This window comes from Streptomyces sp. NPDC088915 (genome assembly GCF_044749825.1).
Classification (GTDB): domain Bacteria; phylum Actinomycetota; class Actinomycetes; order Streptomycetales; family Streptomycetaceae; genus Streptomyces.
Genome location: NZ_JBIVIR010000018.1, coordinates 68,777 through 82,859 on the forward strand (window position 1 = coordinate 68,777; position 14,083 = coordinate 82,859).

The window sequence follows — 14,083 nt, forward strand, 5'->3', positions numbered from 1 at the left end:
CCTGGACGCCCGCCCGTCCGCCCTCCCCCGCCGAGGCCCCGAGCCGAGCGAGGGAGAGCCCCCACGTGACCATCGCGCCCGCCGATCCGGCTTCGGCCGAGGCTTCCGCGGTCGAGAGCGACGGCCCCGGGACCGTACTGCTGCGGACCCTGACCGACCTCACCGCCGATCTCCCCGACACCGACCCCGGCAAGGTCGCCGCCGCCGCGCTCCGCGGCCGCAGCTCCGCCGCGGACGAGGCGGAGCTGCGCGAGCTGGCCACCGAGGCGGCCGCCGGCCTGATCGCCGAGGACCCCGCGTACTCCCGGCTCGCCGCCCGGCTCCTCACCATCACCATCGCGGACGAGGCCGCCTCCCAGGGCTCGGTGAACTTCTCCTCCTCGGTGGCCGTCGGCCACCGCGAGGGCCTGATCGCCGACCGCACCGCCGAGTTCGTCGCGCTGCACGCCGACCGCCTCGACGCCACGATCGACCGCGCCGGCGACGACCGCTTCGGCTACTTCGGCCTGCGCACCCTCTACTCGCGCTACCTGCTGCGCCACCCGATCACCCGCAAGGTGATCGAGACCCCGCAGCACTTCATGCTGCGCGTCGCCTGCGGCCTGGCCGAGGACGAGAGCGTCCGCGCGCTCGACGAAGTGGCCGCGCTGTACGGCCTGATGAGCCGCCTGGACTACCTGCCGTCCTCCCCCACGCTCTTCAACTCCGGCACCCGCCACCCGCAGATGTCCTCCTGCTACCTCCTGGACTCCCCCCAGGACGAGCTGGACTCCATCTACGACCGCTACCACCAGGTCGCGCGCCTCTCCAAGCACGCGGGCGGCATCGGCCTCTCGTACTCCCGCATCCGCGCCCGCGGTTCGCTGATCCGGGGCACCAACGGGCACTCCAACGGCATCGTGCCGTTCCTCAAGACCCTCGACGCCTCCGTCGCCGCCGTGAACCAGGGCGGCCGCCGCAAGGGCGCCGCCGCGGTCTACCTGGAGACCTGGCACGCGGACATCGAGGAGTTCCTGGAGCTCCGCGACAACACCGGCGAGGACCAGCGCCGCACGCACAACCTGAACCTGGCGCACTGGATCCCGGACGAGTTCATGCGCCGCGTGAACGCCGACGCCGAGTGGTCGCTGTTCTCCCCCTCGGACGTGCCCGAGCTCGTCGACCTGTGGGGCGAGGAGTTCGACGCCGCCTACCGCAAGGCCGAGGCGGCCGGCCTGGCCCGCAAGACGATGCCAGCCCGCGACCTGTACGGCCGGATGATGCGGACCCTGGCCCAGACCGGCAACGGCTGGATGACCTTCAAGGACGCCTCGAACCGGACGGCCAACCAGACCGCCGAGCCCGGCCACACCGTCCACTCCTCCAACCTCTGCACGGAGATCCTGGAGGTCACCGACGACGGCGAGACCGCGGTCTGCAACCTGGGCTCGGTCAACCTCGGCGCGTTCGTGGTCGGTTCGGACATCGACTGGGAGCGCCTGGACGCGACCGTCCGCACGGCCGTCACCTTCCTCGACCGGGTCGTCGACATCAACTTCTACCCGACCGAGCAGGCGGGCCGCTCCAACTCCCGCTGGCGTCCGGTCGGCCTGGGCGCCATGGGCCTCCAGGACGTCTTCTTCCAGCTGAAGCTGCCCTTCGACTCCCCCGAGGCGCGGGCGCTCTCCACCCGCATCGCCGAGCGGATCATGCTCGCCGCGTACGAGGCCTCCGCCGACCTCGCCGAGCGCAGCGGTCCGCTGCCGGCCTGGGAGAAGACCCGCGCGGCCCGGGGCGTGCTGCACCCCGACCACTACGACGTCGAGCTGAACTGGCCGGAGCGCTGGACCGCCCTGCGCGAGCGGATCGCCGCCGTCGGCATGCGCAACAGCCTCCTCCTCGCCATCGCGCCGACCGCGACGATCGCCTCGATCGCCGGCGTGTACGAGTGCATCGAGCCGCAGGTCTCCAACCTGTTCAAGCGCGAGACGCTGTCGGGCGAGTTCCTCCAGGTCAACTCGTACCTCGTCGACGAGCTGAAGAAGCTCGGCGTGTGGGACGCGCAGACCCGTGAGGCGCTGCGCGACGCCAACGGCTCGGTGCAGGGCTTCACCTGGGTCCCGGCCGAGGTGCGCGAGCTGTACCGCACGGCCTGGGAGATCCCGCAGCGCGGCCTGATCGACATGGCCGCCGCCCGCACCCCGTTCCTGGACCAGTCGCAGTCGCTGAACCTGTTCCTGGAGACGCCGACCATCGGCAAGCTGTCGTCGATGTACGCGTACGCCTGGAAGCAGGGCCTCAAGACGACGTACTACCTGCGCTCCCGCCCGGCCACCCGGATCGCCCGCGCCGCCCAGGCGTCGACGGCCGCCGCCGCGCCCATCCCCGTCCAGCAGGTCGCCGACCCCGACGCGGTCGCCTGCTCCCTGGAAAACCCCGAGTCCTGCGAGGCCTGCCAGTAATGTCCACCGAACAGAAGAACCTGCTCGACCCGGGCTTCGAACTCACCCTCCGCCCCATGCGCTACCCGGACTTCTACGAGCGCTACCGGGACGCCATCAAGAACACCTGGACCGTCGAGGAGGTCGACCTCCACTCGGACGTCGCCGACCTCGCCAAGCTGACCCCGGCCGAGCAGCACATGATCGGCCGTCTGGTCGCGTTCTTCGCGACGGGCGACTCGATCGTCTCGAACAACCTGGTCCTGACGCTCTACAAGCACATCAACTCCCCCGAGGCGCGGCTCTACCTGAGCCGGCAGCTCTTCGAGGAGGCCGTGCACGTCCAGTTCTACCTGACGCTGCTCGACACCTACCTGCCCGACCCGGACGACCGCGCCGCCGCGTTCGACGCGGTCGAGGAGATCCCCTCCATCCGCGAGAAGGCGCAGTTCTGCTTCAAGTGGATGGACTCGGTCGAGAAGATCGAGCGCCTGGAGACGGCCGCCGACCGCCGCCGCTTCCTGCTGAACCTGATCTGCTTCGCGGCGTGCATCGAGGGCCTGTTCTTCTACGGCGCCTTCGCCTACGTGTACTGGTTCCGGTCCCGGGGCCTGCTGCACGGTCTGGCGACCGGCACCAACTGGGTCTTCCGCGACGAGACGATGCACATGAACTTCGCCTTCGAGGTCGTGGACACCGTCCGCAAGGAGGAGCCCGAGCTCTTCGACGACGCGCTCCAGCAGCAGGTCACGGACATGCTGAAGGAGGCCGTGGAGGCGGAGCTCCAGTTCGGCCGCGACCTGTGCGGCGACGGCCTGCCGGGCATGAACACCGAGTCGATGCGCGAGTACCTCCAGTGCGTCGCCGACCAGCGCCTCCAGCGCCTCGGCTTCGCCCCGGTGTACGGCTCGGAGAACCCGTTCTCCTTCATGGAGCTCCAGGGCGTCCAGGAGCTGACCAACTTCTTCGAGCGCCGCCCGTCCGCCTACCAGGTGGCGGTCGAGGGCTCGGTGGACCTCGACGAGGACTTCTAGACGGTACGTGGAAGGGCCCCGCACTCCGGAGAGTGCGGGGCCCTTCCGCATACGTACGCGATACGTACGCGCGCGTGGATCAGTCGTTCGGGACCGTCTCGTAGCGCGGGGTGCCCTCCTCCATCTGGCGCAGGGCGTCCTTGCGGTCCCGCTTGGAGAGGCGGTCGATGTAGAGGCGGCCGTACAGGTGGTCCGTCTCGTGCTGGAGGCAGCGGGCGAAGTAGCCGGTGCCCCGCACCTTGATCGGGTTGCCCTGCGCGTCCCGGCCGTGGACCTCGGCGTAGTCCGGGCGGGCCAGCTCGGCGTAGGCGGTCGGCACGGAGAGGCAGCCCTCGTTGGACTCGTCCAGGACGCGGCGGTCCGCCGGCAGCTCCTGGAGCACCGGGTTGATCACGACGCCGGTGTGCCGGACGCCCTCGTCGTCCGGGCAGTCGTAGACGAAGACCTTGAGGTCCACGCCGATCTGGTTCGCGGCCAGGCCCACGCCCTCGGCGGCCTTCTGGCTGGCGAACATGTCGTCGATCAGCGCCGCGAGCCCGTCGTCGAACTCGGTGACGTCCTTGCACTCCTTGTGCAGCACGGGGTTGCCGACGACCGTGATCGGGCGGGCCTTGCCGCGCTCACGGTGGGCGAGCTCACGCGCCTCGCAGTCCTCCGTGTCCACGACGAAGCCGTCGTCGTCGATCTGCGTCTGCTCGTCCGTCTCCTGCTGCGCCATGTCCGGCCGCGCCTTCCTGAAAACCCGATTCCGTCGGAGGACAGCCTACGGGGAAGGGACGGACCGCTCAGCAGACCTCTTCGAGATCCCGCCACTCGCGGCTGTCCGGGCTGTCCGCCACCCAGCCGTCGAGGAGCCCGCGCACGAGCCCGGCCGGGGCCGCGATGCCGCACTCCCGCTCCGGCACCCACAGCTCGCCGGGCGAGCGGTGGCCGAGCGGCCCGGGGTGGCCCGGCTCGCTGTGGTCGTGCGGGTCGGAGTGCTCGCCCTCGCCCTCGGCGCTCGGCATGGTCGACTCCGAACAGGCGCGGCAGAGCAGCCGCACGGAGGACGACCAGTCCTCGGCGGCGAAGCCCGCCTCGGCGGCCAGCTGCTCCAGGGCGTCCCTGTCGGCCTCGGTGGCGGCCTCCAGGAGGACCACCCAGGTGGGGACGGGCGAGGGCGCCCACAGCTCGATCTCGTCGAAGACCGGATAGGAGGGCCCGGCGGTGGTGGTCCGCTCGCCGTTCGGCACGCCGTCGTGGAGGACGACCTCGCCCCAGCGGCGCCCGGAGGACGGCAGCGGGATGGAGAGCACCTCCATCCGGGCCGGGTCGAGCCGGCGGCCCCACACGACCTCGGCCTCGCCCTCGGGCGAGAGCCGGACGGCGGCGCTGCCCAGGTCCATGCCGGCGGGCTCGCCCGTGCCGGAGGCGGCCCCGGGCACCCGCAGTCCGTACGCCTGCCAGGCGCGGCGGGCCAGCGGCCAGTCCTGGAGCGCGGTGGCGGCAATGCCGACGTTCCACCAGTCGGGAGCGCCGGTCTCCTTGTCGAGCAGGGCGACCGCGCGCAGCCCGGCGGCCCGGGCCTGCTCCCAGTCGTGCCGGAACTTGTGCAGCAGCGCCAGGTTGAACCAGGACTCGGAGAGCCAGGGCTCCAGGTCCGCCGCCCGCGTCAGGAGCGCGCCCGCGTCCTCGTACCGGCCGTCGCCGATCAGCGTGAACGCGCGGTCGGTGGCCTGCCGCCACGAGGCGGAGGGCCGATGCCGTACCTTCCCGAAGATCTTCACGATTCCCGCCTGCCGGTCGCTTCACCCTCTTGTTCGCATCCAACCATGCCCGGTCGGACGCGCGCTCATTACCCATGGGTTACCCAGGGACGACCGGGGTCATCCCGGCGGCCCCGCCCCGGGCCAGGACCCTGGCCAGGCACTCGACCACGTCCGGGTGGTGGTCCCGGGCGGTGCCGAGCCGGAGCCGCTCCAGGGCGTCGAGGACGGCGCCCGCTCCCCCTCCTGCCCCGGTTCCCGGCCCGGCACTCGTCAGGTCGTCGTAGGCGTTCACGGTCCGGACGATCCGGGCGGGCAGCGGCTGCTCGCGGTACGGGTCGGCCTGCCGCTCGACGATCACGGCGACGGCCGGCGGGACCCCGGTCCTGCGGACGACCTCGCCGCCGAGGAGGGCGATCCGGCGCTGCTCCTCGGCCGGCAGGAGGGCGGTGGCGCCGCCCTCGACCGGGTCGACGAGGGAGAGTTGGCCGATGTCGTGCATGAGCGCCGCGTGTTCGAGGACGGTCAGCTCGGCCCCGGAGAGGCCCAGCTCGCGTCCGACGGCCGTGCTGAGGGCGGCGACCCGGCGGGCGTGGCCGGGCGGGGTGCAGCCGGCGACCTCGGTCGCCCGCGCGAGGGAGGCGATGGTCTGCCGGTTGACGGTGCGCACGGCCTCGTACCGCCGGTAGGAGACCTGGGTGAGCAGCAGCGGGACGGCGAGCACGGGCAGGGCCCAGAGTCCGGCGGCGGCGACGCCGAGGGCCATGACGGCGCCGGTGGCGCAGACGGCGGAGCCGATGCCGAGGAGGGCGCGCAGCTCGTCGCGGAGGAGGGGCCCGTACGGGAATCCCGTACGGGCGCGGAGCAGGAGGGCGGCGAGCACGGCGTCGCACAGGGCGGTCAGGACGAGCAGGAGCCCGAGGAAGAGGGCGTACGGGGGGCCCTCGCCGAGGTGCCGGACGACGGCGCCGGAGTTGTAGAGGGGCTGGAAGCAGAGCGCGGCGAAGCCGACGGTGAGGAGGCGGCGGGCGAGGTGGTCGGGGCCCGGCCCCCGGCCCCGGGCGAGGTGGGGGACGATCCCGGCGAGACCCCCGGCGGCGACGACGGCGACGGTCTGGAGGACGCCGTGGGTGGTGGCGTTCCCGGCGCTCTGCCCGAGCAGGGCGTACGCGAGGGCTCCGGCGGCGGCGAGCGGCGCGGGTTCCCGCTCGCCGGGGGCGGCGCCCCAGCGGGCCAGTTCGCCGAGGGCGACGAGGGTGCCGAAGGCGAGGGCGTTGCCGGGCTGGTCGACGCCGTGCCGGAGGGTGGCGCCGAGGGCGGTGAGGACGAGGAGCAGGGCGGCCGCGCGGACGGCGCCGACGGTGGCGGTGCCGGGCCTCACGCGCGCTCCCCGAAGGGGGCGGAGGACGGGGCGGACGCCTCCCGGGCCTTGGGGACGCCCCCGCCGGACGGGGTCTCGTCGGCGGTGACGGCGGGCCGCCAGCCGTGCCGGTCCAGGGCCCGGACCAGGGCACCGACCATCCGGGGGTCGAAGTGGGTGCCGGCGCACCGCTCCAGCTCGGCGACGGCCACGGGCACCGGCCGGGCGCGGCTGTAGGAGCGGTTGGAGGTCATGGCGTCGAAGGCGTCGGCGACGGCGACCATCCGGGCGAACTCGGGGATCTGCTCGCCGCGCAGCCCGTAGGGGTAGCCGCTGCCGTCCATCCGTTCGTGGTGGTGGAGGATCGCGGCCCGGGCCTCGTCGAGGAAGCCGATGCCCCGGACGATCTCGTGCCCGTACTCGGGGTGCAGTTCGATGACCCGGCGCTCCTCGGGGGTGAGGGGCCCGTCCTTGCGGAGCACCCGGGTGGGCACGCCCAGCTTCCCCACGTCGTGCAGGATGCCGGCGAAGCGGACGGCGTCGAGCCGGTCCTCGGGCATGCCGAGTTCGCGGGCGATGAGGACGGAGGCGTGGCCGACGCGCTCGCTGTGGCCCCGGGTGTAGCGGTCCTTGATGTCGACGGCCTGGACGAGGGCGCGGATGGTGGCCCGGTGGGCGGCGCGCTCGCGGTGGTACTGGGCGAAGACCCAGCAGGAGATGTACATGGGCAGGAGCACGAAGAGGCCCGCGACCGGCCCGTGGCTGCTGCTCCACAGGACGGCCATCATCAGGCCGGCGAGGCCGTGCACGGCGTGCGGGGCGAGCGCCCGGCCGAGCAGGCCGCGCCAGGCGGCCCGCACGGGCAGTCCGTCGGCGGTGGCGCGGATGCCGCCGTCGAGGGCGGTCAGGACCAGGCAGAAGGCGAGGGCGGCGGCGCCGGCGGGCAGCAGCGCGTACGGGAAGTCGGGGGCGCTGCGGCCGTGTCCGAGGGCGGCCGGGCCGCCCAGGGCCCCGGCGGTGTGGGCGGCGGCCCAGGCGGCGAGGGCCGTGGCGGCGGCCCGCCAGGCGCGGCGCGGTGCGGCCGGGGGTTCCTCGACGCGGGCGAGGAGGCTGCCGGGCACGGCGGTGAGCGCGGCGGCGGCGGGCGGCAGGAGCAGCGCGGCGGCGAGGAGGACGGGGAAGAAGGAGCCGGTGCCCATGGGGACGGAGCCGCCGAGCGCGCGGCCCAGGAGGGGGCAGCGGGCGGGCAGCTCGCAGAGCGCGTACAGGGCGGCGAGGAGCGCGATCGACTCCCAGGGCGCGCCGGGGCGCAGCGCGGGCAGGACGCACGCTCCGGCGGCGAGCAGGGCACAGCCGATGTACACGCGGGCCGCCGGGGGGACGACCTTCACACCCGTCATCCCCGTCACGCTAGCGAGTCGGGCGGCCCGCGACGGCGCGCCGGGACCGATTCGCACCATCGGGTGATACAAGCCGACTTACGCCGGAGGCCGCCGCGATCGCGTCGTGGCGGCCTCCGTTCCCGTCGGTGCGGGAGGGGTGCTACTCCTGTGGCGCGCTCGCCGTGACGTCCTGCTCGACCTGCTCGGGCGCCAACTGGCCGGCGCGGATCAGCTCGATCCGGCCCATGACCTTGGCCCTCAGGTCGGTGGGGACGTCGTCACTGCCGCAGCAGCGCTTGACGAGCTTCTTCACGGCCTGCTCCAGGCCGTACTTCTCCAGGCACGGGGAGCACTCCTCGAAGTGCACCTCGAACTTGGTGCAGTCGCTGTCGGGCATCTCGTGGTCGAGGAACTCGTAGAGGTGGTCCAGGACCTCCGAGCAGTCCGTCTCGTGCGGCTCTCCGCAGCTCATGAGCCCGAGCCTTTCAGATCGTTCGACGACTCTCCGGCGCCCGCGGGAACCAGCCCGCGGTCGCGGGCGTAGTCCTCGAGCATGCCGCGCAGCTGGCGGCGGCCCCGGTGCAGCCGGGACATCACCGTACCGATGGGCGTCCCCATGATGTCCGCGATCTCCTTGTACGCAAAGCCCTCGACGTCGGCGAGGTAGACGGCGATGCGGAACTCCTCGGGGATCGCCTGCAGCGCTTCCTTCACGTCGGAGTCGGGAAGGTGGTCGAGCGCCTGGGACTCGGCGGAGCGCAGGCCGGTCGACATGTGCGACTCGGCGCGGGCGAGCTGCCAGTCCTCGATCTCCTCGGCGGCGCTGCGCTGGGGTTCGCGCTGCTTCTTGCGGTACGAGTTGATGAAGGTGTTGGTGAGGATGCGGTACAGCCACGCCTTGAGGTTCGTGCCCTCGCGGAACTGGTGGAAGGACCCGTACGCCTTGGCGTAGGTCTCCTGCACCAGGTCCTCCGCGTCCGCGGGGTTGCGCGTCATGCGCAGCGCGGCCGAGTACATCTGGTCGAGGTAGCCGAGGGCGTCCCGCTCGAAGCGCGCGTTGCGCTCCTCGGTCGTCTCCTCGGGGCCGTCGTCGGTCCCTGTGTCGGTCCCAGTGACCGGACCCACCTCCTCCAGCGCGCCGGCGAGCCCGGGGGCGGACCCGCTCGTTTCGGAGGATAGACGAGGAACCGCTCCGCCCGCCGCCCGAATCGAGACGCCCTTGGGCGCGGGCAGCACCGTCCAGTCGAGGTCAGCGCCCTGCGCGCGCTCCGGGCAGATGGTCGAACCCATGCGACGGACTCCCTCTCCTTGCTCTTCCCTGCTGTCGTACGACGTACGGAACAACAGTGCTCCCCCGCCCGGCATTCCCGGGGCGGGGGCGCGGCGGACGGGGCGTCAGCGCAGGGCGCCGAGCCATTCGGCGACGCCGTCCACGAGGAGTCCGAGGGCCTCCTCCTGGCCGAGGGGGGCGCGCTTGGGCAGGGCGAAGCCGTGGTCCCCGTACGGGACCTCGACGAGGCGGTACGGGCCGTCCGGGAACTCCTGGGGGCGGCCGAAGGGGTCGTTGCCGCCCTGGACCACGAGGGTGGGCAGGCCGGTGGCGAGGAGTTCGCCGGCGCGGGTCTTCTCCGGCTTCCCCGGCGGGTGCAGCGGGAAGCCCAGGGCGAGGACGGCCGTCGCGCCGAGCTCGCGGCCGGTGCGGCAGGCGACCCGGGCGCCGGCGCTGCGGCCGCCCGCGACCACGGGGAGGCCGGGCTTCGCGAGGGCGGGCCAGAGGCCGCGCCAGGCGGTGTCGAGGGTCTTGGGGGCGGGCGCGAGCTTCTTGCCCGCGACCCGCCAGGGCTGTTCGACGAGGGCGACGGTCACGCCCCGGGCGGGCAGGGCTCCGGCCAGGGCCCGCAGATCGCGGGCCCCGATCCCGCCGCCGGCGCCGTGGCCGAGGGCGAGGACGGTCCGCGGCTCCGTGCCCGCGTCCGGCTCGTACCAGGTGACGCGGGCGTCGCCGGCGTCGGTGGGGACGGTCTCGTGCCGCGTCGCTCCGCGGGTCGTTTCGTCGGTCACGGCCCCATCCTGCCGCCCGGGCCCTCCGGGGCGGCGGTTCAGAAGAGCGTGCCCTCCTCCGGGCCCTCCAGCTCCGTCAGGAGTTCGGGGCCGTTGTTGCGGACGTTGCTGACGGCCGTCGGCACCGGGTAGGCCCGCATCAGGCCCTCCGGCGGCGGGGCGAGCAGCCCGCGCAGCTCGTCGGGGTCGGTGTTCTCCGGGGTGAGCCAGGCGTCCCAGCGGTCCTCCGTCAGCATCAGCGGCATCCGGGGGTGGATCTCGGCGAGCGAGCGGGGCCCCTCGGCCGGGGCCACGCCCAGCGGCCCGGTCTCCGCCTCCGTGGTGATCACCGAGCAGGTCACCCACCAGGAGGAGGGGTGGTCGTCGGGGAGGGTCCGGTCGCGCCAGAACTCGTACAGGCCCGCCATCGCGAAGACCGAGCCGTCCGCCGGGGTCACGAAGTACGGCTGCTTCCGCGGCCGCTTCTTCTTCCCCTCGACCTCCAGGTCCCGCTCCGCCGTCCCGGTCACCCATTCGTAGTAGCCGTCGGCGGGAATGACGCAGCGGCGGGAGGCGAAGGCCCGCTTGAAGGAGGGCTTCTCGTGGAGGGTCTCGGCCCGCGCGTTGATCATCCGGGCGGCGCCGTCCGGGTTCTTCGACCAGGAGGGGACGAGTCCCCACTTCAGGGTGCGCAGCTGGCGAACCGGCTCCTTGGAATCCGCGTCCTTCAAAGGACGCTCCAGAACGGCCCAGACCCGTTTGGTGGGGGCCACGTTCCAGTCGGGCTCCAGGGTCTCCTCCGGGTCCCACCGCTCCACCCCGAAGGTCTCCACCAGGTCCTCGGGCCGTCGACTCGATGCAAAGCGTCCGCACATACGTGCCACACTGCCACGATCCCGCCCGCGACCGAGGAGCCTTCAGCCGAATGAACGACGTCCTCGGCACCCAGCCCGCCCCGGACGAGTGGATCGTCTGGTTCACCGCCGGGTGCGCGCTCTCCCTGGTGCTGTTCCGGCGGCTCTGGCTGCCGGCCCGCAACGCGATCACCATCGCCCACGAGGGCGGGCACGGCGTCGTGGCCCTGGCCACCGGCCGCCGCCTCGAAGCGATCCGGCTGCACTCGGACACCAGCGGCCTGACCGTGTCCCGGGGCCGCCCGACCGGCCTCGGAATAGTCCTCACCCTGGCCGCCGGCTACCCGGCGGCGCCGCTGCTCGGGCTCGGCGGCGCGGCCCTGCTCGGCACCCACCGGACCACGCTGCTGCTGTGGGCGGCGACCGCGCTGCTCCTCGCGCTCCTGGTGATGGTCCGCAACGCGTACGGGGTCCTCACCGTCCTGTTGACGGGCGCCGCCTTCCTCCTCGTCTCCCTGTTCACCGGGCCCGACGTGCAGGGGACCTTCGCCTGCGCGGCGGTCTGGTTCCTCCTTCTGGGCGGTGTCCGGCCGGCCTTCGAACTCCAGGCGAAGCGGCGCCGGGGCGGCACCCCGGACTCGGACGCGGACCAGCTCGCGCACCTCACCCACGTGCCCGCCGGGGTGTGGCTGGTCTTCTTCCACACGGTGTCGATCTGCTGCCTGATCGGCGGCGGGCGCTGGCTCCTGCGCTTCTGACACCCCCGTACAGTGAGGACATGACCGCAGCAGCTTCCCCGCACACCGACCCGTCCACCGACCTCTGGCCCGCTCCGTACGCGCGTGGCGCCGTCGACGCGACCGTCACCGTGCCCGGGTCGAAGTCGGTCACGAACCGCGCCCTGGTGCTCGCCGCGCTCGCCGCCGAGCCCGGCTGGCTCCGCCGCCCGCTGCGCTCCCGGGACACCCTCCTGATGGCCGAGGCGCTCCGTACGCTCGGTGTGGGGATCGAGGAGGGCGTGGGCCCGGACGGGTCCGGCGAGGCCTGGCGGATCATCCCCGCGCCGCTGCGCGGCCCCGCGGCCGTCGACGTCGGCAACGCGGGCACGGTCATGCGCTTCCTGCCGCCGGTCGCGGCGCTCGCGGACGGCCCGGTGCGCTTCGACGGCGACCCCCGCTCCCACGAGCGTCCGCTGCACGGCGTGATCGACGCGCTGCGCGCGCTGGGCGCCCGGATCGAGGACGGCGGCCGGGGCGCGCTGCCGATGACCGTGCACGGCACGGGGGGCCTGGACGGCGGCACGGTCGAGATCGACGCCTCCTCGTCCTCCCAGTTCGTCAGCGCCCTGCTGCTCTCCGCGCCCCGCTTCAACCAGGGCGTGGAGGTGCGGCACGTGGGGTCGCGGCTGCCCTCGATGCCGCACATCCGGATGACGGTCGACATGCTGCGCGCGGTCGGCGCCCGGGTGGACGAGCCGGAGCACGGCGGCGAGCCGGACGTGTGGCGGGTGGCGTCCTCCGCGCTGCGCGGCCGCGACCTGGTCGTGGAGCCGGACCTGTCGAACGCGCAGCCGTTCCTGGCGGCCGCGCTGGTGACCGGCGGCCGGGTCACGGTCCGGGACTGGCCCGCGCGGACCACCCAGCCCGGTGACGCGCTGCGGGAGATCTTCACCGAGATGGGTGGTTCCTGCGAGCTGACGGACAGGGGCCTGACCTTCACCGGCACGGGCCGGATCCACGGCATCGACGTGGACCTCGGCGAGGTCGGCGAGCTGACCCCGGGCATCGCGGCGGTCGCGGCCCTCGCCGACTCCCCGTCCACCCTGCGCGGGGTCGCCCACCTGCGGCTGCACGAGACGGACCGGCTCGCGGCGCTCACCAAGGAGATCAACGAGCTGGGCGGGGACGTGACGGAGACCGAGGACGGTCTGCACATCCGACCGCGCCCGCTGCACGGCGGCGTCTTCCGCACGTACCACGACCACCGGATGGCGACGGCGGGCGCGGTCATCGGCCTGGCGGTCGAGGGCGTGGAGATCGAGGACGTGGCGACGACCGCCAAGACCTTGCCCGACTTCCCGACGATGTGGACCGAAATGCTCGGGGTCTGAGCGATGCGGCGCTACGGCAAGAACACCGACGAGGACGACATCCGCCAGCGGCCCAACCGCAAGGGGACCCGCCCCCGGACCAGCATCCGGCCGAAGCACGAGGACGCCGTCGAGGGCATGGTCCTCACCGTCGACCGGGGCCGGCTGACCTGTCTGGTCGGCGACCGGCCCGTGACGGCGATGAAGGCGCGCGAGCTGGGCCGCAAGGCCGCCGTGGTCGGCGACCGGGTGTCGCTGGTGGGCGACCTGTCCGGCGAGAGGGACACCCTCGCCCGGATCGTGCGGATCGGGGAGCGCTCCTCGGTGCTCCGCCGCACGGCCGACGACGACGACCCGTACGAGCGGGTGGTCGTCGCCAACGCCGACCAGCTGGCGATCGTCACCGCGCTCGCCGACCCCGAGCCGCGGCCCCGGCTGATCGACCGCTGCCTGGTCGCCGCGTACGACGGCGGCCTCTCCCCGCTCCTCGTGCTCACCAAGTCGGACCTGGCGTCGCCGGACGCGCTCCTGGAGATGTACGGGGCGCTGGGCGTGCCGCACGTGGTGACCACCCGGGACGAGTTCGTCGACGGGGCCGCCGCCGAGCGGGTCCACGAACACCTCAAGGGCCGGACCACCGCGTTCGTGGGGCACTCCGGGGTCGGCAAGACGACCCTCGTCAACGCCCTGGTGCCGCCGGAGCGGCGGCGCACCACCGGCGTGGTGAACGCGGTCACGGGCCGCGGCCGGCACACCACGACCTCGGCGCTCGCCCTGCCGCTGGACGACGAGGAGGGCGGCTGGGTGATCGACACCCCGGGCGTGCGCTCCTTCGGCCTGCACCACGTCGACCCGTCCCGGGTGATCCTCGCCTTCCCCGACCTCGTGCCGGGCACGGAGAACTGCCCGCGCGCGTGCAGCCACGACGAGCCGGACTGTGCCCTCGACGCGTACGTGGCGGAGGGGCACGCCGATCCGGCGCGGCTCGTCTCACTGCGGCGGCTCCTGGCGACCAGGGAGCGACGCGAGGGGGACTGAGACGCGGGGGGCTGAGACGTGAGGGGACTGAGACGCGAGGCGGCTGGGCCGTTCGCGTTTGCGCCCGTTCGGTACAGGTAAGTGCATAATCGCACCAAGTGCGACGAAGCAGTCACCGACG

General features: G+C 73.4%; 13 protein-coding genes. 5 read left to right on the top strand and 8 right to left on the bottom strand.

The window, feature by feature from the left end; translation table 11 throughout:
• Positions 1–65: 65 nt before the first annotated feature.
• Together ACIP5O_RS29235 and ACIP5O_RS29240 are read left to right on the top strand one after the other, a co-directional pair.
• Positions 66–2,441 carry a ribonucleoside-diphosphate reductase subunit alpha gene (locus tag ACIP5O_RS29235; protein WP_401298418.1) on the top strand — a complete coding sequence of 792 codons (2,376 nt, stop codon included), beginning with the start codon at positions 66–68 and terminating at the stop codon, positions 2,439–2,441.
• Positions 2,441–3,454 (top strand): ribonucleotide-diphosphate reductase subunit beta, encoded by a 1,014-nt coding sequence (locus ACIP5O_RS29240; RefSeq protein ID WP_053646824.1) that lies wholly within the window; start codon positions 2,441–2,443, stop codon positions 3,452–3,454. Before ACIP5O_RS29235 ends, ACIP5O_RS29240 begins: the two co-directional genes overlap by 1 nt.
• Before the next feature lie 79 nt (positions 3,455–3,533).
• Here the strand turns inward: ACIP5O_RS29240 and def are convergent, their stop codons facing one another.
• From def to ACIP5O_RS29280, 8 genes are all read right to left on the bottom strand, one after another.
• Positions 3,534–4,172: a peptide deformylase gene (gene def / locus ACIP5O_RS29245; RefSeq protein ID WP_401298422.1), complete on the bottom strand. Its 639-nt coding sequence runs from the start codon at positions 4,170–4,172 to the stop codon at positions 3,534–3,536.
• A gap of 67 nt (positions 4,173–4,239) precedes the next feature.
• Entirely contained in the window at positions 4,240–5,220 is a 981-nt protein-coding gene (locus ACIP5O_RS29250; protein WP_125658568.1) for a hypothetical protein, read from the bottom strand.
• Positions 5,221–5,299: 79 nt separating this feature from the next.
• Positions 5,300–6,580, bottom strand: coding sequence for an HD-GYP domain-containing protein (locus ACIP5O_RS29255; protein ID WP_401298426.1), 1,281 nt, complete (start codon positions 6,578–6,580; stop codon positions 5,300–5,302).
• Complete coding sequence (locus ACIP5O_RS29260; protein WP_401298723.1) at positions 6,577–7,950, bottom strand: HD-GYP domain-containing protein; 1,374 nt, start codon at positions 7,948–7,950, stop codon at positions 6,577–6,579. Before ACIP5O_RS29260 ends, ACIP5O_RS29255 begins: the two co-directional genes overlap by 4 nt.
• A gap of 151 nt (positions 7,951–8,101) precedes the next feature.
• The gene (gene rsrA, locus ACIP5O_RS29265; protein ID WP_401298429.1) at positions 8,102–8,413 is read right to left on the bottom strand and encodes a mycothiol system anti-sigma-R factor; all 312 of its coding nucleotides are present in this window, start codon (positions 8,411–8,413) and stop codon (positions 8,102–8,104) included.
• Positions 8,410–9,066 carry a sigma-70 family RNA polymerase sigma factor gene (locus tag ACIP5O_RS29270; protein ID WP_030207302.1) on the bottom strand — a complete coding sequence of 219 codons (657 nt, stop codon included), beginning with the start codon at positions 9,064–9,066 and terminating at the stop codon, positions 8,410–8,412. Before ACIP5O_RS29270 ends, rsrA begins: the two co-directional genes overlap by 4 nt.
• Before the next feature lie 270 nt (positions 9,067–9,336).
• Positions 9,337–10,002: an alpha/beta family hydrolase gene (locus ACIP5O_RS29275; protein WP_401298432.1), complete on the bottom strand. Its 666-nt coding sequence runs from the start codon at positions 10,000–10,002 to the stop codon at positions 9,337–9,339.
• 38 nt (positions 10,003–10,040) lie between these two features.
• Positions 10,041–10,856, bottom strand: coding sequence for an SOS response-associated peptidase (locus ACIP5O_RS29280; RefSeq protein ID WP_401298435.1), 816 nt, complete (start codon positions 10,854–10,856; stop codon positions 10,041–10,043).
• A gap of 50 nt (positions 10,857–10,906) precedes the next feature.
• On the opposite strand from ACIP5O_RS29280, the gene ACIP5O_RS29285 reads away from it, so the two are divergent.
• Genes ACIP5O_RS29285 through rsgA form a run of 3 tightly spaced genes read left to right on the top strand, consistent with a single transcriptional unit; the run spans position 10,907 to position 13,962 of the window.
• Entirely contained in the window at positions 10,907–11,593 is a 687-nt protein-coding gene (locus tag ACIP5O_RS29285) for a M50 family metallopeptidase (RefSeq protein WP_401298438.1), read from the top strand.
• 20 nt (positions 11,594–11,613) lie between these two features.
• Positions 11,614–12,945 (top strand): 3-phosphoshikimate 1-carboxyvinyltransferase, encoded by a 1,332-nt coding sequence (gene aroA / locus ACIP5O_RS29290; RefSeq protein ID WP_401298441.1) that lies wholly within the window; start codon positions 11,614–11,616, stop codon positions 12,943–12,945.
• A 3-nt stretch (positions 12,946–12,948) separates the two neighbouring features.
• Entirely contained in the window at positions 12,949–13,962 is a 1,014-nt protein-coding gene (gene rsgA, locus ACIP5O_RS29295) for a ribosome small subunit-dependent GTPase A (RefSeq protein WP_365541243.1), read from the top strand.
• Positions 13,963–14,083 lie beyond the last annotated feature (121 nt).

Coding starts and splice junctions, on each gene's coding strand:
- ACIP5O_RS29280 (WP_401298435.1), bottom strand. CDS start 10,856: ATGTGCGGACGCTTTGCATCGAGTCGACGGCCCGAGGACCTGGTGGAG.
- ACIP5O_RS29285 (WP_401298438.1), top strand. CDS start 10,907: ATGAACGACGTCCTCGGCACCCAGCCCGCCCCGGACGAGTGGATCGTC.
- aroA (WP_401298441.1), top strand. CDS start 11,614: ATGACCGCAGCAGCTTCCCCGCACACCGACCCGTCCACCGACCTCTGG.
- def (WP_401298422.1), bottom strand. CDS start 4,172: ATGGCGCAGCAGGAGACGGACGAGCAGACGCAGATCGACGACGACGGC.
- ACIP5O_RS29240 (WP_053646824.1), top strand. CDS start 2,441: ATGTCCACCGAACAGAAGAACCTGCTCGACCCGGGCTTCGAACTCACC.
- rsrA (WP_401298429.1), bottom strand. CDS start 8,413: ATGAGCTGCGGAGAGCCGCACGAGACGGACTGCTCGGAGGTCCTGGAC.
- rsgA (WP_365541243.1), top strand. CDS start 12,949: ATGCGGCGCTACGGCAAGAACACCGACGAGGACGACATCCGCCAGCGG.